The 18,762-nt window shown below is 68.4% G+C and carries 16 protein-coding genes; 6 read left to right on the forward strand and 10 right to left on the reverse strand.

Features of this window, described 5'->3' with window-relative positions:
- Positions 1–9: 9 nt before the first annotated feature.
- The 3 genes from ACZ6WN_RS07290 to ACZ6WN_RS07300 all read left to right on the forward strand — a co-directional run bounded on the left by ACZ6WN_RS07290 (position 10) and on the right by ACZ6WN_RS07300 (position 2,159).
- Entirely contained in the window at positions 10–1,155 is a 1,146-nt protein-coding gene (locus ACZ6WN_RS07290) for an Mrp/NBP35 family ATP-binding protein (protein ID WP_465863703.1), read from the forward strand.
- A gap of 17 nt (positions 1,156–1,172) precedes the next feature.
- Positions 1,173–1,502 (forward strand): sec-independent translocase, encoded by a 330-nt coding sequence (locus ACZ6WN_RS07295; protein WP_008364136.1) that lies wholly within the window; start codon positions 1,173–1,175, stop codon positions 1,500–1,502.
- 111 nt (positions 1,503–1,613) lie between these two features.
- Positions 1,614–2,159, forward strand: coding sequence for an Rv3235 family protein (locus tag ACZ6WN_RS07300; RefSeq protein ID WP_465863705.1), 546 nt, complete (start codon positions 1,614–1,616; stop codon positions 2,157–2,159).
- A 65-nt stretch (positions 2,160–2,224) separates the two neighbouring features.
- Here ACZ6WN_RS07300 and secA read toward each other — a convergent pair whose 3' ends face one another.
- Both secA and ACZ6WN_RS07310 read right to left on the reverse strand, forming a co-directional pair.
- Entirely contained in the window at positions 2,225–5,122 is a 2,898-nt protein-coding gene (secA, locus tag ACZ6WN_RS07305) for a preprotein translocase subunit SecA (protein WP_465863706.1), read from the reverse strand.
- Positions 5,123–5,188: 66 nt separating this feature from the next.
- On the reverse strand, positions 5,189–6,400 hold the full coding sequence (locus ACZ6WN_RS07310; protein ID WP_465863707.1) for a winged helix-turn-helix domain-containing protein: 1,212 nt from the start codon (positions 6,398–6,400) through the stop codon (positions 5,189–5,191).
- Between the two features lie 80 nt (positions 6,401–6,480).
- Here ACZ6WN_RS07310 and ACZ6WN_RS07315 point away from each other — a divergent pair, with 80 nt between their 5' ends.
- A complete protein-coding gene (locus tag ACZ6WN_RS07315) occupies positions 6,481–7,218 on the forward strand; it encodes a hypothetical protein (protein ID WP_465863708.1) in 738 nt (245 codons plus the stop codon).
- Between the two features lie 14 nt (positions 7,219–7,232).
- Here ACZ6WN_RS07315 and ACZ6WN_RS07320 read toward each other — a convergent pair whose 3' ends face one another.
- From ACZ6WN_RS07320 to ahcY, 8 genes are all read right to left on the reverse strand, one after another.
- The gene (locus ACZ6WN_RS07320; protein WP_465863709.1) at positions 7,233–7,703 is read right to left on the reverse strand and encodes a hemerythrin domain-containing protein; all 471 of its coding nucleotides are present in this window, start codon (positions 7,701–7,703) and stop codon (positions 7,233–7,235) included.
- 113 nt (positions 7,704–7,816) lie between these two features.
- Positions 7,817–8,497: a response regulator gene (locus ACZ6WN_RS07325; RefSeq protein ID WP_045547972.1), complete on the reverse strand. Its 681-nt coding sequence runs from the start codon at positions 8,495–8,497 to the stop codon at positions 7,817–7,819.
- 114 nt (positions 8,498–8,611) lie between these two features.
- Positions 8,612–9,253, reverse strand: coding sequence for a ribosome hibernation-promoting factor, HPF/YfiA family (gene hpf, locus ACZ6WN_RS07330; protein ID WP_350659377.1), 642 nt, complete (start codon positions 9,251–9,253; stop codon positions 8,612–8,614).
- Between the two features lie 406 nt (positions 9,254–9,659).
- Positions 9,660–10,376: a ComF family protein gene (locus ACZ6WN_RS07335; RefSeq protein WP_465863710.1), complete on the reverse strand. Its 717-nt coding sequence runs from the start codon at positions 10,374–10,376 to the stop codon at positions 9,660–9,662.
- A 73-nt stretch (positions 10,377–10,449) separates the two neighbouring features.
- Positions 10,450–12,168 carry an LpqB family beta-propeller domain-containing protein gene (locus ACZ6WN_RS07340; protein ID WP_465863711.1) on the reverse strand — a complete coding sequence of 573 codons (1,719 nt, stop codon included), beginning with the start codon at positions 12,166–12,168 and terminating at the stop codon, positions 10,450–10,452.
- A complete protein-coding gene (gene mtrB / locus ACZ6WN_RS07345) occupies positions 12,165–13,781 on the reverse strand; it encodes an MtrAB system histidine kinase MtrB (protein WP_465863712.1) in 1,617 nt (538 codons plus the stop codon). The genes ACZ6WN_RS07340 and mtrB overlap by 4 nt, the downstream gene beginning before the upstream one ends.
- Complete coding sequence (gene mtrA, locus ACZ6WN_RS07350) at positions 13,778–14,485, reverse strand: MtrAB system response regulator MtrA (RefSeq protein ID WP_357334660.1); 708 nt, start codon at positions 14,483–14,485, stop codon at positions 13,778–13,780. Before mtrA ends, mtrB begins: the two co-directional genes overlap by 4 nt.
- A 169-nt stretch (positions 14,486–14,654) precedes the next feature.
- Entirely contained in the window at positions 14,655–16,094 is a 1,440-nt protein-coding gene (gene ahcY, locus ACZ6WN_RS07355; RefSeq protein WP_465863713.1) for an adenosylhomocysteinase, read from the reverse strand.
- Between the two features lie 176 nt (positions 16,095–16,270).
- Between ahcY and ACZ6WN_RS07360 the strand changes: the two genes are divergently transcribed.
- Both ACZ6WN_RS07360 and ACZ6WN_RS07365 read left to right on the forward strand, forming a co-directional pair.
- A complete protein-coding gene (locus ACZ6WN_RS07360; RefSeq protein WP_465863714.1) occupies positions 16,271–17,440 on the forward strand; it encodes a serine hydrolase domain-containing protein in 1,170 nt (389 codons plus the stop codon).
- On the forward strand, positions 17,437–18,762 hold the full coding sequence (locus tag ACZ6WN_RS07365) for a flavin-containing monooxygenase (RefSeq protein ID WP_465863715.1): 1,326 nt from the start codon (positions 17,437–17,439) through the stop codon (positions 18,760–18,762). The genes ACZ6WN_RS07360 and ACZ6WN_RS07365 overlap by 4 nt, the downstream gene beginning before the upstream one ends.

The raw sequence follows: 18,762 nt of genomic DNA on the forward strand, positions 1-18,762 counted from the left end.
TTGCATACCGTGAGTAGCCCGCTTCTCGACCGTGTCAACGCAGCCCTGGCGACCGTTCAGGACCCGGAGATCAAACGACCCATCACCGAGCTGGGGATGGTCGACTCCGTCTCGATCGACGACGCAGGCGTGGTCAGCGTCAAGGTGCTGCTGACCGTTGCCGGCTGCCCGCTCAAGGACACGATCAACCGCGACACCACCGCGGCGCTGGAGAAGGTCGACGGCGTCACCGGCGTCGACCTCGAGCTCGGCGTGATGACCAACGAGCAGCGCACCGAGATGCGCAACGGGCTCACCGGCGGCCAGGCGCAGCGCGAGATCCCCTTCGCCCAGCCGGGCTCGCTGACCAAGGTCTTCGCGATCGCGTCGGGCAAGGGCGGTGTCGGCAAGTCCTCGGTCACGGTCAACCTGGCCGTCGCGCTCGCCGGCCAGGGCCTCAAGGTCGGCATCGTCGACGCCGACATCTACGGCCACTCGGTGCCCGCGATGCTGGGCGTGGCCGACTCCCGGCCGACCCAGGTCGACGACCTGATCATGCCGGTCCCGACCGCCTCGGGCGTCTCGGTGATCTCGATCGGGATGCTGAAGCCGCGTCGCGACCAGGTCGTCGCCTGGCGCGGGCCGATGCTCGACCGGGCCCTGGTCCAGATGCTCTCCGACGTCTACTGGGGCGACCTCGACGCGCTGCTGCTCGACCTGCCCCCGGGCACCGGCGACGTGGCCATCTCGCTGGGACAGCACCTGCCCAACGCCGAGATCGTCGTCGTCACCACCCCGCAGGAGGCCGCCGCCGAGGTGGCCGAGCGGGCCGGCACCATGGCCGAGATGATGCACCAGCGCGTCGTCGGCGTCGTGGAGAACATGTCCTGGCTCGTGCTGCCCGACGGCTCCAAGATGGAGGTCTTCGGCTCCGGCGGTGGCCAGCGGGTCGCCGACACCCTCTCCCAGCGCTTCGGCTCGAAGGTGCCGCTGCTCGGTCAGATCCCGCTGGAGCAGACCCTGCGCGAGGCCGGCGACGCCGGAAAGCCGATCGTCGAGGCCGACCCGACCGCCGAGTCGGCCAAGGTGCTGGCCGAGGTGGCGCGTACGATCTCGGGCCGCGGGCGCGGGCTCGCGGGCATGCAACTGGGCCTCACTCCCACCTCCAAGCTCTGACCCTGTAGGTTCGGCGCGTGTTCGGCATCGGCTTCGCGGAGCTCGCCGTCATCGTCGTGATCGCCATCCTGGTCTTCGGGCCGGACAAGATCCCCGACATGGCACGGCAGATCGCCCGCCTCCTCCACCAGGTGCGCAACCTGGCCAACAACGCGCGAGACGACTTGCGCGGAGAGCTCGGGCCCGCCTATCAGGACCTCGAGCTGCGCGACCTCGACCCGCGTCGCATCGTCAGCAGACAGATCCAGGAAGCGCTCGCCGACATCGAGGAGGAAGAGGCGCGCGCCAAGGCGCCCAAGCCTCTTCTGGCCGGCGAGAAGCCGCCCTACGACGACCAGGCGACCTAGCCCGGTCACTCCTGTCTCCTTCGTCGCAGCAGCACCTTCTGTTACTCGTCGGTTTAGAACCACGAATAACGGGTAAGAGGAGGTTGCCTGCGTAGAAAGGAGTTTGCGCCCATGAGCGCTCTACCATCTCGGGACCCCGATCCGGCAGCCGAGCCGGATCCACAGCGCCCCGGCGAGGTGCCCCTGGCCGATGTCCAGGGCATGCTCGCCTTCGACCTACAGCCACGCCTCGACCCGCCGCAGCCGGACCGGAGCGGGCAGGACGACGCCCTGCTGGCCGAGCCGATTCCCATCGTCCCCGCCCGCGGCCACCTGAGCGCGTGGATCCCACAGTTCGCGCAGAAGGTCGCCGAGGTCGTCGGCGGGGACCGTCCGGCGAGCCAGCTGGTCCGCTGGACGACCAAGGAGGTCGTCGCCGACCTGCGATACCGCGCCGCCCTCACCGCCCGTAGCGGGGCGTACGAGCCCGGCCTGGGCCGCCACCAGCCGGTCCGCCCCCGCGTCTACCGCTGGCATCTCCACATGGTCACCGAGACCATCGTCGAGGCCACCGTCAACATCAAGTTCGGTCACGGCCACCGCGCGATGGCCCTCCGGTTCGAGCAGAGCGGCGAGAGCTGGATCTGCACGGTCCTCAACTTCGGTCCGTATGAATAGACCACAGGAGCGCTGTACGTACCTGGTACGTACAGCGCTCCTGTGGTTCGAGACCGGGTGCGACCTCAGCCGTTGACGCGGGTGGTGAGGCCGGTCGGGCCGCCGGGACGGCCGTGGCACTGCTTGAACTTCTTGCCCGAGCCGCACGGGCACTGCTCGTTGCGGCCGACCTTGGCGTAGGGGTCGTCGGCGTTGCTGACGGTGGCACCCTGGGCCTCGGCCTGGCCCTGCTCGTCCGGCCCGGAGAAGGCCAGGTGCTTGGGAGCAGCGGGCCTCTGCAGACCCTTCGCGGTGACCTGCGGGGCGCTGGCCGAAGCCTTCGCCGCCTCGGCCCTCAGCGCGGCGGAGATGTCCTCGAGACCACCGGCCTGACCGACGCTGACCGGAGGCTCCGCGAGCGCACCCTCGTGCATCGGGCCGGCGTGACGGGTGCCGTCGGGGTGGTAGTGGAACTCCGGCTCCGCCTGCTCGACCTGGACCTCCAGGTTGAACAGGTAGCCCACCGCGGCCTCCTTGATGCCGTCCATCATCGCGGTGAACATGTCGTAGCCCTCGCGCTGGTACTCCACCAGCGGGTCACGCTGGGAGTACGCCCTCAGCCCGATGCCCTCGCGCAGGTAGTCCATCTCGTAGAGGTGCTCGCGCCACTTGCGGTCCAGCACCGAGAGCACGACCTGGCGCTCGACCTCGCGCATGCCCTCGGAGCCGATCTCCTCCTCGCGGCGGTCGTACGCCTCCTGAGCATCCTTCTTGAGGATCTCGATCAGCTCGCCGCGGTCGAGGTCGTCCTTGCTTCCCCCGGCCTCCGCGATCAGCTTGTCGGGATCGACCGAGACCGGCCACATCTGCTTGAGGTCGGTCCACAGCTGGTCGAGGTCCCACTCCTCGGCGTAGTCCTGGGTCGCTCCGGTGACGACGCCTTCGACAACGTCGTCGATGAAGCCGCGGATCTGCTCCTCGAGGTCGGCGCCCTCGAGCACCTCACGGCGCTCGGCGTAGATCACCTTGCGCTGGCGGTCCATGACGTCGTCGTACTTGAGCACGTTCTTGCGGGACTCGAAGTTCTGCCCCTCGACCTGGGTCTGCGCGTTGGCGATCGACTTGGTCACCGACTTGGCCTCGATCGGCACGTCGTCGGGGATCTTCAGCGTGGTCAGGATGCGGTCGACCCACTCGCCCTTGAACAGGCGCATCAGGTCGTCCTCCAGCGACAGGTAGAAGCGGGACTCGCCCGGGTCACCCTGACGGCCGGAACGACCACGCAGCTGGTTGTCGATGCGGCGGGACTCGTGGCGCTCGGTGCCGAGGACGTAGAGACCACCGAGCTTGGTGACCTCCTCGTGCTCGGCCTTGACCTGCGCCTTGATCCGCTCGACGGTCGGCGCCCACGCCTGCTCGTACGCATCGGCGGTCTCGCCCGTGGGCTCCAGGCCCTGCTTACGAAGCTCCTGGTCGGCCAGGAAGTCGACGGAACCACCGAGCATGATGTCGGTGCCTCGGCCGGCCATGTTGGTGGCGACCGTGACGGCGCCCTTGTGACCGGCCAGCGCGACGATCTTGGCCTCGTCGGCGTGGTACTTCGCGTTGAGGACGGTGTGCGGGACGCCGCGCTTCTTGAGGATGTTGCCGAGGTATTCGGACTTCTCCACCGAGACGGTGCCGACCAGCACCGGCTGGCCCTTCTTGTGGCGCTCGACGAGGTCGTCGGCGACGGCCTCGTACTTCGCCTCCTCGGTGCGGTAGACGAGGTCGGGCTGGTCCTTGCGGATCATCGGCTTGTTGGTCGGGATCGGGACCACGCCGAGCTTGTAGATCTTGTCGAACTCCGACTCCTCGGTCATCGCCGTACCGGTCATGCCGGAGAGCTTCTCGTAGAGGCGGAAGTAGTTCTGCAGGGTGATGCTCGCGAGGGTCTGGTACTCCTCGCGGACCTTCACACCCTCCTTGGCCTCGATCGCCTGGTGCAGACCGTCGTTGTAGCGACGACCGGCGAGCATGCGGCCGGTGTGCTCGTCGACGATCAGGACCTCGTCGTTGGCGACGACGTACTCCTTGTCGCGGCGGAAGAGCTCCTTGGCCTTGATCGAGTTGTTCATGAAGGAGATCAGCGGGGTGTTGACGGCCTCGTAGAGGTTCTCGATGCCGAGGTGGTCCTCGACCTTGGTGATGCCCCGCTCGAGGACGGCGATGGTGCGCTTCTTCTCGTCGACCTCGTAGTCGACGTCCTTGGTCAGGCTCTTGGCGATCGTGGCGAACTCGTCGTACCACTTCACGTCGTCCTCGGTCGGACCCGAGATGATCAGCGGCGTGCGGGCCTCGTCGATGAGGATCGAGTCGACCTCGTCGACGATCGCGAAGAAGTGGCCGCGCTGGACCAGGTCCTGCATGGAGGACGCCATGTTGTCGCGCAGGTAGTCGAAGCCGAGCTCGTTGTTGGTGCCGTAGGTGATGTCGCAGTTGTAGGCCTCGCGGCGCTGCGCCGGGGTCATCTGCGGCAGGATCACGCCGACACTGAGGCCGAGGAAGCCGTAGATGCGGCCCATCATCTCGGCCTGGAACTTGGCCAGGTAGTCGTTGACCGTGACGACGTGGACGCCCTTGCCGGCCAGCGCGTTGAGGTAGGCCGGCAGCACCGCTGTCTGGGTCTTGCCCTCACCGGTCTTCATCTCGGCGATGTTGCCGAGGTGGAGCGCCGCACCGCCCTGGATCTGCACGTCGTAGTGACGCTGGCCCAGGACGCGCTTGGTGACCTCGCGGACCGTGGCGAACGCCTCGGCCATGATGTCGTCGAGGTCCTCGCCGTTCTCCAGGCGTTGCTTGAACTCGTCGGTCATCCCGCGCAGCTCGTCATCGCTCATCGCGACGAACTCGTCCTCGATCGCGTTGACGGCCTTCGAGATGGCCTCGAGCTCGCGAAGGATCTTGCCTTCGCCGAGGCGAAGGATCTTGTCGAGAATTGCCACGGTGGCGGGCTCCTACTAGCGGCAGACAGATAGCACGCTCACTCTACCCACCTCCCGGTCACCCACTCACACCAACGGCGCAAGCAGGGGTGCCAGGTCGCCCTTGAGATCGACCTCGATGGCGCTCAGACCCAGCCAGCCGGCGAGCCGCTCGAGCTCGGCGGCCAGCTCGATGGCCGTCTCCACGGGTGCGCCCGCTTCCGCGAAAGCCCCCTTGACCTGCAGCGTTCCGCGCTTGCGGTCGGCCTTCAGGTCGATGCGGCCGACGATGTGCTCTCCGAGGAGGAACGGCAGCACGTAGTAGCCGTGGAGCCGCTTGGGCGCGGGCGTGTAGATCTCGATCCGGTAGAAGAAGTCGAAGAGTGCCTCGGTGCGCTCCCGCTCCCAGACCAGCGGGTCGAACGGGCTCAGCAGCGCGCGAGCCTCGATGCGCCTGGGGAGGCGGGACCCCGAGAAGAGGTACGCCTGCTTGCGGATGCCCTCGACCGCGACCGGCTCCACCTCGCCGGCGTCGATGAGCTGGTTCAGCGCGCGTGTCGTGTCGTCGACGCGCATCCGAAAGTAGTCGGCGATGTCCTTGGCGGTGCCGACCCCGTGGGAGCGGGCGGCGCGGCGTACGAGCTCGAGGTGGGCCTCCTCCTTCGTCGGTGTCGGCGTGTCCAGGTGGACCCGCGGGATGACGCGCTCGGGCAGGTCATAGGCGACCTCGAACTGGTCGTTGCGGTGCGAGATCGCCAGCTCACCGAACATGTAGAGGATGTCGAGCGTCTTGCGGGAGTCGGACCAGTTCCAGCCCCAGTGGTCCTTCGTCTGCGGGCCGGCGTCGTCGAGCGCCTTGGCCGCCTCGCGCGCGGTGAGCGCTCCCCGCTCGGCCACCAGCGCGAGCACCTTCTCCTTCATCCCGTCCGGCACGCTCCCCCACCACTTGGAGCCCTTCTGAGCGCGGTAGTGGTCCATCCGCCACTGCATGTGCGGCCAGAGCTCGACCGGCATGAACGCCTGGACATGGGCCCAGTACTCGACCATCCGGCGGTCCTTGTGGCCGGTGCTGGCGCGGCGCAGCAGCCCCGTGTCGTACGCCCCCATCCGGCTGTAGAGCGGCATGTAGTGCGCGCGCTGCAGGACGTTGACCGAATCCACCTGGAGGACTCCGGTGCGCTCGAGGGTGCGCTGGAACGTACGCATCGTCGGCAGGGCGTGGGGCTTGTCGGCGAACCCCTGCGCGGCCAGCGCGATCCGGCGGGCCTGGGAGCGGCTGAGTGTCTGAGAGCGAGGCACGACTCCGACTCTAGAGCCGGTTCCGGACAACTGCCGTCCGGAACCGGACTCCGCCACCCGAGTGCGGGACCCTTGAGGCCATGGCACCCTCCACGGACAGCTCCGAACCGGCTGGTCACCCGGCGGTGGTCGCACTCGCCGACCGCCTCGCGACGCTGTCCTGGGTGAGCGGCCTGTACGTCGCAGGGTCGCTCGCCACCGACGACCACGTTCCGGGCGTGAGCGACCTGGACCTGGTCGCACTCACCGACCGGTCGCCGGACAAGGCGCTGCTCTCGTCCATTCACAGCGACCTCGACGCCGGTGTCGCCGCGGGCGCCGACCTCGGCTGCGCCTACGTCGTCGCTGGCCGACGAGACGACCCCGAGGCACCTCACCCCACGTGGACCCACGGCCGGCTGATGCACCGACCGCTGACCCCGATCCCCCGCGTCGAGCTGGCCGTCCACGGCCTGACCGTGTTCGGACAGGACGTGAGGGAGGCCTTCCCACAGGTCAGCGAGGACGACATCCGCAACGCGTCACGTGACGAGGTCTGCGGCTACTGGGCGGGCGCCGTCAAGCACCCCGCCTGGTGGATCCTCGAGCCCCAGCTTGCCGAGCTGAGCCTGACCGCGATGGCCCGTGGACGGCACGCGGTCGAGCACGGCCGGCTGCTCACGAAGACGGCGGCGATCGAGGAGGCGGAGGCTCCACGCTGGCTTCGCGACCGGCTGAGGGCGCGGCGCCGGGGTGACCCGGCGCCGCTACCCCGCCTACGTACGGCCTGGTTCGCGTGGAACGACGCCCGCCGGACGGTTGGTGCTCTCCGCGTGTGAAAGAAACTTTTCTTTCACAGCGGGCCGAAGACCTCTCCCACGTCCGCGTCGAGCTCGAGGGACTCGAGCACGCTCAACAGCTTGCGCTCCTCGTAGCGGAAGTGGGACTCCATGATCGCGGCGATGCCCTCGAGATGCTTGCCGAGGTCCTCGGGGGTCGCAGCCTGATCGACGGCGGCCTGGAGGCCGCCGAGGAGGTGGCCGATCATGGAGTGGTCCTGCTCGAGATAGCGGATCGTCTCGCGCAGCTCGGGACGGGCTCGTGCGATCACCGGGAAGAGCTCGCGGTCCTCACCCTCGTGGTGTCCGGTCAGGGCCGCGCAGAACCCGTGACAGAACAGCAGCAGGTCGCGGGCCGCGGGCTCGGCAGGATCTCCCGCGGCGATGGTCTCCTGCGTCACTCGCAGTGCCGTGCGCAGCCGGTCGTGGACCCGCCGCATCTCATCTGCCCAGGCGATCAGCCTGGTCTTCTCGCCCTCAGTCACGTGAGGGCGAAGGGGACGACAACATCAGTCGTGCTCCTTCGTGTCCGGCGCCTCCATGCCTGACACGGTCTGTCACCGGCACGCGACGCTGGCGACAGCCTAGCCGAGCCGGCTCAGTCGACGTTGAGGAGCTTCTGGCGCACGGCGTACATGACCGCCTCCATGCGCGAGTGGGCCTGGAGCTTCTCCAGGATGTTGCGTACGTGGTTCTTGACCGTGTTCTCCGAGATGAACAGCCGCTTGGCGATCTCGCGGTTGTTGAGGCCCTTGGCGACCAGGCCGAGGACCTCGAGCTCGCGGTCGGTGAGCTTGGGGCCGGGGACCGGGGAGCGGTCCGGCCGGGACATCTGCTTGAACTCCTCCATCAGCTTGACCGCCATGGAGGGGCTGATCAGGGACTGGCCGTCGGCGACCACCCGGATCGCCTGGGCGACCTGGTCGATCGAGGAGTCCTTGAGGAGGTAGCCCATCGCGCCGGCCTTGACCGCGTCGTAGAGGTCTGCCTCCTCGTCGGAGACGGTCAGCATGATGATGTTGGCCGAGGGCACGGCCTCCTTGATGGCGACGCACGCCTCCAGGCCGGTCTGCTTGGGCATGCGTACGTCGAGCAGCACGACGTCCGGAGCCGAAGCCGCGGCACGCTCGGTGCCCTCGATGCCGTTGGTCGCCTCACCGATGACCTCGATGCCGGGTTCGCTCGCCAGCAGCGCGACCAGGCCCCTTCGGAAAAGCTCCTGGTCGTCGACAACCAAGACGCGGACCGGCTCACGATCGGCACCAGATGTAGATGACACGAATGCATCATGGCACGTAACTCATGATGACAAAGAGAATGGCCGGGACTCCTCCATCTGAGGGATGGAAAAGTCCCGGCCGACGTGCTTACGGGCGATCGCCCGTCACGGCCGTCAGACGAGGTCTGCGCGGTTGAGCGCGATCACCCCGTAGTCGTATCCCCTGCGGCGGTAGACGACCGCCGGCCTCATCGAGTCCTTGTCGATGTAGAGGTAGAAGTCGTGTCCGACCAGCTCCATCTCGTAGAGGGCCTGGTCGAGCGTCATCGGCTCCGCGGTGTGCGTCTTCTCCCGGACCACCAAGGGCCCCTCCCCCGTCACCGTGATCGGCCCGACCTGGTGCTCGCGCACCGTGTCCTCCTCGAACGTCTCGGACTCGGACGTAGTGGCCAGGCCGTCGGGCTCGATGCCCGCCAGTGCCTGCCCGACCGATACCGGCGTGCGACGGCCGCGGTGGACTCTGCGGCGGTCGGCGGCGCGGCGCATCTGAGAAGCCATCTTGTCGACAGCCAGGTCGAGCGCCCCCATCTTGTCCTCGGCACACGCCTCGGCCCGGATGACCGGACCCTTCGAGTATGCGGTGAGCTCGACGTGGACGGCGCCCTTGTGCTGACGCGGGTTGGGCTCGTTGTCGACCTCCACGTTGATCCTGATGATGCGGTGGTCGTGCTTCTCGAGCTTCGCGAGCTTCTCTGCTACGTGAGCGCGATAGCGGTCTGAGACCTCGGCGTTGCGAGCCGTGACGACAACTTCCATCGGTACCTCCCGGTGTTTCGGGGTTGGCGGATTCCCGGATGGTCAGCGCATGTGACCTCCGGGGTACGGAGTCCGCCCGGCCGACCTGGTCTTCGACCCCACAATCGCCTGCAGAGGCTTAGCGGCTTGGTGCCACTCCACCTTCTCCTTGCTGGTTCCCGTATCTGACGGAAGGGCAAGGGCAGGACTTATCTCTAAGCCGCACCGTGATCCCCTTGCCCCCAGAACTGAGGACACAGGGTTACGTGGACCGTTTCGCCTGCGACTGGCATCGGCTTGCCGCTCGGATGTCCGCAACGCGGACCTCTCTGCGACGCAACCACGGACCCAGGCGGACTCCATGTAGTGACGGTAGTTCGCCGATGTTCCCCACGAAAGGCCTTCAACAGAATTACATGATGGTTTCCTACATTTGAACGCGAGACCGACGCTGGGTGGCCGCTACGGTCGCAATCGCTCTCACCCCGAGACCGACCGATTCCAGCGCTCGTTGAGCCTCCCGCGCGGTCGCGCCGGTGGTGATCACGTCGTCGCAGACGATGAGCGTCGCCCGCGGGATCTTCTTGGCAAGTGTCCGGATGCCGGACGCCGGGCAGGTGATCGAGCCGTCCAGATTGGCCTGTCGCTGCCGCGAGTCGAGACCGGCCTGGTCCGCGACTCCGGGTCTGGTGCGGAGCAGCTGGTGATGACGTACGCCGAGCCCGTGGCGCCTCAGCATCGCGGCCGCCCTGCGCGTGATCGCCGCGGTGCTGTCGAGGCCGCGCTCGCGCACGGAGGCCGGGCGTGACGGGACCGGGACGAGGACGATCGGGCCGGTGCCGGTCGTCGCCATCGCCTCGAGGACGGAGAGCGCGAGCAGGCCGGCCAGCGGCCTGCGGAGGCCGAGGAGCTGGTTTTCCTTGAGACCGATGACGAGCTGCTTCAGGGTGCCGTCATAGGGCCCGGCCGCGAAGACCGGGACGATGCCCGGCGGCGCCGGGCTCGGCGGGCACGGCCGCGCCGAGTCCGGGAGGTCGGCACGACAGTCGTGGCAGAGCAGCCTGCCGGGCCGCCGGCAGCCGACGCAGCGGCCGCCGACGACCAGGTCGTGCCAGGCGTCGGCGAGCTCGAGGCGGAGAGTCATGGACCCGAGTCGACCAGGGTGTGCGCCACCGGGCAACCACGGGTGGCGTGGCTGTGGACAAAGCTGTGGAGAGTCAGCCCTGGTAGGTGACGTCGGAGAGGTCCGAGGGCAGGCCCAGGTCGAACCGGTCGAGGGGGTCCAGGAGGGTCCAGCCCGAGATCGCGTAGAGACGGGCCGAGGCCACCGGGGAGCCGACGACACCGGTGACCCGGTCGCTGAGGGTGTAGCGCTCCCCGCTGGGGGCGCCGTCGAGCGAGACCGACTGGAAGAGCGCGGTCGAGCCGATCTGCTGGACCGCGACGATGGTGGTCGGCGAGGTCCAGCCGACGTCGGTGACCTGCATCGTCGCGGCATCCGGGTGCGGCAGCAGGACGGCCGACGTCGCGGTCGTGATCTCGCCCTTCGAGCTGGCCCGCAGCCGGCTGACCACGATCCGGTCGGAGGACTCGCCGCTGATCACCGCGACGAACCGGGTGCCGTCGCGAGAGACCAGGAACCGGGTCACGTTCTCCCCCGTCACACCGGGGATGGCGACGCGGACGCGACGGTCGCCGTCGACGTACATCACCCGGGCGCCGGTCGAGTCCTTGTCGACCAGCCACAGCCTGCCGGCGAGGTCCCAGGAAGGCCTCAGCAGCCGCGTGCCCTTCACCGGCGCCCTGGCGAGCTCGCCGTCGCTGGTCAGCTCGCCGACGATGACACCGGTGCGGTCGGCGGTGACCGCGGCGGCGGTCGAGCCGTCGGCGTCGACCGCGACGTCGGTCACGCCGTGAGACTTCGCCCAGCCGCCGAGCACGGGCACCCACGGGTCGCCGCTCTCGCCGGTGCTGGTCACCAGCGCTCCGCCACGGAGCGCGTAGAGGTCGACCCTGGCGGTGTTGCCGTTGGGGTCGTAGCCGCCGCCGCTGTCGACGCTGAACGTCTCCCCGTAGCCCGGCAGCACCACCGGCTCGCCGTCGATCGTGAGCCGGATGCGTTTCACGCTGGCGTCCTGCCGCAGCGTCCAGGCGAGCTGGGCTCCCATGAGCTGGAGGTCCTCGGAGCTGTGCTCACCCAGGTCACCGGCGAGGTCGACCTCGGCCACCCCGTCGCGTACGTCCACCGAGCGGGGGCCGTCGGCGGCGGCCGGGAGCGCGCTGCGGATCACGCCCTGCGCCTCCTCACCCGGCCCGCTCAGCAGGCTGGAGACGAGGGTGGTGGCGTAGGAGCTGCCCTTGGGGGCGAAGATCGGCTCCGGGACCAGGGTGTGCCCGGTCGGTTCGACGTAGTAGAGGTTGCTGCGGGCGAAGTGGGTCAGGAACCAGTCCTCCTCGACCACGAGGGCGTTCGGGGCCGAGCTGATCCGCCACTCGCCCTCGGCGCGGGTGAGCTCGAAGTCGAGGATCGCTTGCGAGGCGGCCAGCCCACCACGCCACACGCCCCGGTCGTCGAGCCAGCCGGCGTCCTCGAGCTCCACCGACACCCGCGGCGAGGAGCCGACGTGGCTGCCGAGCTCGCCGTAGACCAGGGTGCGGCCGGCCGGCGCCCAGTTCATCGCCGCGTCCTTGGTGAGGTAGCGGCGGGCGTAGGCCGTGCTCATCGGGGTGGCCTTCATCGCGTCGAGGAACCCGTCGACGATCTCGCCCGGGGACGCCCCCGCACGCGGGGCCCCGGGGTTGTAGGGGATGACCTCCTCCCGCGCCTCCGGCGCGGCCAGGTCGACGCGCTGGACAGGACCGGAGTCGGGCACGCCCGAGCAGGCCGAGACGAGGAGCGCGAGCGCGGTCAGGATCAGAGCAAGGGAGGTTCTCACGATGCCTCCACGGCGTCACGGGCATCTGCTGGGACGAGCGGGAGCGGGCTGTGCCTGAGCGCCGCGCCGGCATAGCGCGGCAGCGTCAGCCGGAACTGCGCACCCTGGTCCGGGCGGCCCCAGGCCTGCAGCCAGCCGCCGTGGAGATGGGCGTCCTCAAGGGAGATCGACAGGCCCAGGCCGGTGCCGCCGCTGGACCGGTCACGGGCGGGGTCGGCGCGCCAGAACCGGTTGAAGACCAGGGCGGTCTCCCCCGGCGCGAGCCCGACGCCGTGGTCGCGCACGGTGAGGGCAGCCGCGTGCTCGTCGCTGTCGATCCGGATCGTGACGGTCTGGCCCACCAGAGCATGGTCGGTGGCGTTGGCCACCAGGTTGCGTACGATCCGCTCGACCCGGCGATGGTCGACCTGGGCCGTGCAGGGATGGCTCGGAGCGATGACCTTCAGCTCGATGTCGCGCTTGTCGGCGAGCGGCGTGTAGGCCTCCACGACGGCGTGGGCCAGCGCGGTCAGGTCCGTGTCGTAGAGGTCGAGCACGGCCGCGCCGGCGTCGAAGCGACTGATCTCGAGAAGGTCGCTCAAGAGCGTCTCGAACCGGTCCAGCTCGGTCTGCAGCAGCTCGGCCGCCCGGGCCGTCGGGGGATCGAAGGTGTCCCGGGCCTCGTAGAGGACGTCGCTGGCCATGCGGACGGTGGTGAGCGGCGTACGCAGCTCGTGGGAGACGTCGGAGCTGAACCGTCGCTGGACGCGGGAGAGGTGCTCGAGCTGCCGGATCTGGTTCTGCAGCCCGCTCGCCATCTGGTTGAACGAGAGCGCCAGGCCGGTGAGGTCGTCCTCGCCGTGGACGACCATCCGCTCCTCCAGGCGGCCCGCGGCGAGCCGCTCGGCGGTCCTGCGCGCGATCCGGATCGGCGTGACGACGTGGCGGGTCACGATCCAGCTGCCGACGCCGATCAGCAGGATCAGGATCGCGCCCGCGGCCAGCAGCCCACGGGTGATGACGCCGAGCGTCTCCTGCTCCTGGTCCATCGGGAACAGGAAGTAGACGTTGTAGGTGTCGTCGTGCAGCTCCAGCTGCGACCCGATCACGATGCCGGGGGTCGAGGACCGCTCGCCGTCGTCGTAGGAAATCCGGGTGTAGGTCCAGGCCGGCTCGGCGCGGATCGTCTGGAAGCGGTCCTCGAGGGTGCGCGGGACGCTGCCGACGTCCACACCGGGCGTCCACTCCACACCGTCGTCGCTGATCCGGCCGGAGGTCGAGGTCACGGGTCCGGCCATGACGACGCCGTAGCCCCGCGAGAGGCTGCGCTGGATGATCGGGTCGCCCAGGTCGTTGCGCTGCAGCGGGGTGCCCCCGTTGGCGCCCGAGGTCTCCGCGATGCTCGCGCGGGCCGCGGAGAGCTCCTCGGAGGCCTCCGCCTTCGCCGCGGCGACGCGGTCCTGAACCAGCTCGTCGCCGATCTGCTCGAGCAGGATCAGTCCGACCAGGCTGACGGCGGCCGCGGTGAGGAGGACGGTGTAGACCACGACGCGGGTCTGGATCGACCGGCGCCAGGTGGTCAGGAGCTTCTTGGGCGTCCGGGCTGTCGTGCGGACGACCTGCTGGAGTGTCACACGGGCCCTGCCTTGTAGCCGACACCGCGGACGGTGACGACGATCTCGGGGTTCTCGGGGTCGTGCTCGACCTTGGAGCGCAACCGCTGGACGTGCACGTTGACCAACCGGGTGTCGGCGGCGTGACGGTAGCCCCACACCTGCTCCAGCAGAACCTCGCGGGAGAAGACCTGGTGCGGCTTGCGGGCCAGGCATTCCAGCAGGTCGAACTCCAGCGGCGTGAGCTGGATCTGCTCACCGTCACGGGTGACCTGGTGACCGGCCACGTCGATGGTGAGGTCGCCGATCTCCAGCACCTCGGGCACGGCGTCGCCGTGTCTGCGGACCCGCGCCCGGATCCGGGCGATCAGCTCCTTGGGCTTGAACGGCTTGACCACGTAGTCGTCGGCCCCGGACTCGAGCCCGACCACCACGTCCACCGTGTCACCCTTTGCGGTGAGCATGACGATCGGCACACCCGACTCCTTGCGGATCTGCTTGCACACCTCGATGCCGTCCATCCCGGGAAGCATCAGGTCGAGCAGCACCACGTCGGGCTTGTAGTCGTGGAACGCCGGCAGGGCCATGTCACCACGAGCGACCAGCTGTGAGTCGAACCCCTCTTGTCTCAGCACGATCGCCAGCATCTCGCTCAGCGAGGCATCATCATCGACGACGAGGACCTTTCCCTTGGCGGGCTGGTCGGAAGCACTGCGATCGGCCATGTGTCCGATTCTGTCACCCAGTGCGTGCGGCGCGTCACATGAGCCACCCCACAATGCGCGAGTCGGCGCGTCCTGACCCGATTCCCTGCCGAGTCGGCTCGTCATGACGAGCCGACTCGGCGGGGTTTTCGGTCAGGACGCGCCGACTCGGCGCGGGTTCGGACGGTGATCAGTAGCGGTAGTGGTCCGACTTGTACGGGCCCTCGACCGGGACGCCGAGGTAGTCGGCCTGAGCCTGGTTGAGCTCGGTCAGCTCGACGCCGAGAGCGTCGAGGTGGAGGCGGGCGACCTCCTCGTCGAGCGCCTTGGGCAGGACGTAGACGCCGGTCGGGTACTCGTCGGTCTTGGTGAAGAGCTCGATCTGCGCCAGCGTCTGGTTGGTGAAGGAGTTCGACATCACGAAGCTCGGGTGACCGGTGGCGTTGCCCAGGTTGAGCAGGCGGCCCTCGGAGAGCACGATGATCTTCTTGCCGTCGGGGAAGATCCACTGGTGGACCTGCGGCTTGATCTCGTCCTTCACGACACCCGGGATCTTGGCGAGGCCGGCCATGTCGATCTCGTTGTCGAAGTGGCCGATGTTGCCGACGATGGCCTGGTTCTTCATCTTCTCGAAGTGCTCGACCCGGATGATGTCGAAGTTGCCGGTCGTGGTGATGAAGATGTCGGCGGTCTCGACGACCGACTCCAGGCGGCGGACCTCGTAGCCGTCCATCGCGGCCTGCAGCGCGCAGATCGGGTCGATCTCGGTGACGATGACGCGAGCACCCTGGCCGCGCAGCGACTCCGCCGAGCCCTTGCCGACGTCGCCGTAGCCGCACACGACCGCGACCTTGCCGCCGATCATCACGTCGGTGGCGCGGTTGATGCCGTCGATGAGCGAGTGGCGGCAGCCGTACTTGTTGTCGAACTTCGACTTGGTGACCGAGTCGTTGACGTTGATCGCCGGGAAGAGGAGCGAGCCCTCCTTGAACCGGTCGTAGAGGCGCAGGACACCGGTGGTGGTCTCCTCGGTGACGCCCTTGATGCCGTTGGCGATGTTGGTCCAGCGCTGCGGGTCGTTCTTCAGCGAACGGTCGAGGACCCGGAGGACCTCCTTGAACTCCTCGTTGTCGGTGGAGTCCTGGCCCGGCACGGCGCCGGCCTTCTCGAACTCGACACCCTTGTGGACGAGCAGGGTGATGTCACCACCGTCGTCGAGGAGCATGTTCGGGCCGACCTTGTTGCCGGCCTCGTCGGTGAAGTCGAAGACCTTCTCGGCCTCGTCCCAGTATTCCGCCAGGGTCTCGCCCTTCCAGGCGAAGACCGGAGTGCCCTGGGGGTCCTCGGCGGTGCCCGTGCCGACGACGACGGCCGCGGCGGCGTGGTCCTGGGTGGAGAAGATGTTGCAGGTGGCCCAGCGCACGTCGGCGCCGAGCGCGGTCAGCGTCTCGATCAGGACGCCGGTCTGGATCGTCATGTGCAGCGAGCCGGCGATGCGGGCACCCTTGAGCGGCTGGTCCTTGCCATAGCGCTCGCGCATGGCCATCAGGCCCGGCATCTCGTGCTCGGCGAGGGAGAGCTCCTTGCGGCCGAACTCGGCCAGGCTCAGGTCGGCAACCTTGTAGTCCATGGTTATTCCTTACCGAAGTTAATGCGGGCCTGCGTCGCGCATCTGCGCATCAGCGGGATCTCCCACGCAGGTTGCTCCCAGGGTACAAGCGCTGGTTGACGGGAACGGTAATCCGCAACCAACAGTTCGCCCGTAACCCTGTCGAAAACTAGAACAAGTTCCTATTATTGGCGAGCATGACGGCACCCACACCCGACCAGCACACGGTCCAGGGCGTCTGCGCCCCTGCGTACGAGCCTCTGCGCGACCGGCTCGCGCGCAACCTCTCTTCCGGAGCCGACCTCGGTGCCTCCGTCGCGGTGGTCCATGACGGCGAGCTCGTGGCTGATCTGTGGGGTGGTGAGGCCCGGCCGGGCGAAGCGTGGCAGGAGGACACCATCGTCCGCGTCTGGTCGGTGACCAAGACGATGGCTGCTCTGACCGCGCTCGTGCTCGCCGACCGTGGCCACCTGGACCTGGACGCTCCGGTCGCGGACTACTGGCCCTCGTTCGCCGACGAGCGGGTTCTGGTCCGCCACCTGCTCTCGCACACCTCCGGCATGTCCGGGTGGACCGAGCCGCTCTCCACCGAGGCGCTCTTGGACCTGCCGCTCGCCAACGAGATGCTCGCCCGGCAGGAACCCTGGTTCGAGCCGGGCTCGGGGTCGGGGTACCACATGGTCTCCTACGGGCATCTGGTCGACGGCCTGGTCCGTGGCGCCACCGGGAAGCCGCTCTCGGAGGTGTTCGCCGAGCTGGTCGCGGGGCCGCTGGCGGCCGACTTCCACCTGGGCGTCCCGGAGAGCGAGCTCGGCCGCTGCGCCGACCTCGAGGCTCCCCCGCCCGGAGGGATCGACGTCGCCGCGCTGCCCGAGGGCAACCTGATGATCCCGACGCTGGTCAACCCGAAGCTGGATCCTGCCGAGTTCAACGCGGCCTCGATGCGTACGGTCTCGTTGGCGGGGATCAACGGGCACGGCAACGCGCGCTCGATCACCCGGATCCAGTCCGCCGTGTCCCACGGCGGGGAGGTCGACGGCGTACGTCTGCTGTCACCGGCCACCATCGAGCGGATCTTCGAGGTACACGCCGACGGTGTCGACCAGGTGCTCCTGACGCCGATGCGATGGGGAATCGGCTACGGCCTGCCGCAGCCGGTCGCGGCGCCGGCGGTGCCCGAGGGACGGGTCTGCTGGTGGACCGGCTACGGCGGCGCGATCGTGGTCAACGACCTGGAACGACGGGTCACGGTGGCGTACGCGATGAACCGGATGTCCCAGCACATGACCTCCTCGCAGCGCACCGACGCCTACGTGCGCACCGCCTTCGAGTGCGTGGAGTCGGCCGGCCTGGAGGTGGCCCGATGAGCGAGGTCAAGGTCTGCATCATCGGCGCCGGCTGCTCGGGGATCACGACGGCCAAACGGCTCAAGGAGTTCGGGGTGGCCTACGACCAGTTCGAGCTCTCCGACGACGTCGGCGGGAACTGGTACTTCCGCAACCCCAACGGGCTCTCCTCGGTCTACGAGTCGCTGCACATCGACACCTCGACCAGCCGGCTGGAGTTCGAGGACTTCCCCGCGCCGGAGTCGTTCCCGCACTTCCCGCACCACAGCCTGATCCATCAGTACTTCCGCGACTACACCGACCACTTCCGGCTGCGGGAGCAGATCACGTTCAACACCGGGGTCGAACGAGCCACCCAGCGCGAGGACGGCTCCTGGGAGGTGACACTGTCGACCGGCGAGACCCGCTCCTACACCGATCTGGTGGTCGCCAACGGCCACCACTGGTCACCACGACTGCCTGCGTGGGAGGGCGAGTTCGCCGGCGAGATCATCCACAGCCACTCCTACGTCTCCCCGTTCGAGCCCGTCGAGATCCGCGGCAAGCGGGTGATCGTGGTCGGGATGGGCAACTCGGCGATGGACATCGCCTCGGAGCTGTCCTCGCCGTGGATGGCGTCGAAGCTGTACGTCTCCGCGCGACGGGGCGTGTGGGTGCTGCCGAAGTATCGCAACGGGCAGCCTGCCGACAAGGTGATGGCTCCGCCCGACATCCCCAAGGAACAGGCGCTGGTGGCCTCCCGCGAGCTGATCCGCGGGCTGGTCGGCTCGATGTCGACGTACGGACTCCCGGAGCCCGACCACGAGCCGCTGTCCGCGCATCCGTCGGTCAGCGCCGACTTCCTGACCAAAGCCGGCTCGGGCGACATCCACGTGCTTCCCGAGATCGCTCGGTTCGAGGGATCGACGGTGCACCTCGTCGACGGATCGTCGGTCGAGGCGGACGTGGTGATCGCGGCGACCGGCTACGACATGTCGTTCCCGTTCTTCGACCCGGCCGAGGTCTCACTGCATCCCGATGCCGACCACCGCTATCCGCTGTTCAAGCGGATGATCAAGCCGGGCGCCGACCACCTCTACTTCATGGGGCTCGCCCAGTCCTCCCCCACCATCGTCAACCTCGCCGAGCAGCAGTCCAAGCTCCTGGCCCGCCTGCTCACCGGGAGCTATGCGCTCCCACCGGTCGAGGAGCAGGAGCGCATCCTGAAGGCCGACGAGGAGGCTCACCTGGATCAGTACTACGCCGCCCCGCGCCACACCATCCAGATCGACTTCGCCCGCTACGTCATCGACCTGATGGCCGAGATCGAGGCCGGGGAGGCACGAGCAGCCGCGGCCGGGTAG

It is taken from the genome of Nocardioides sp. NPDC054178, assembly GCF_055585005.1.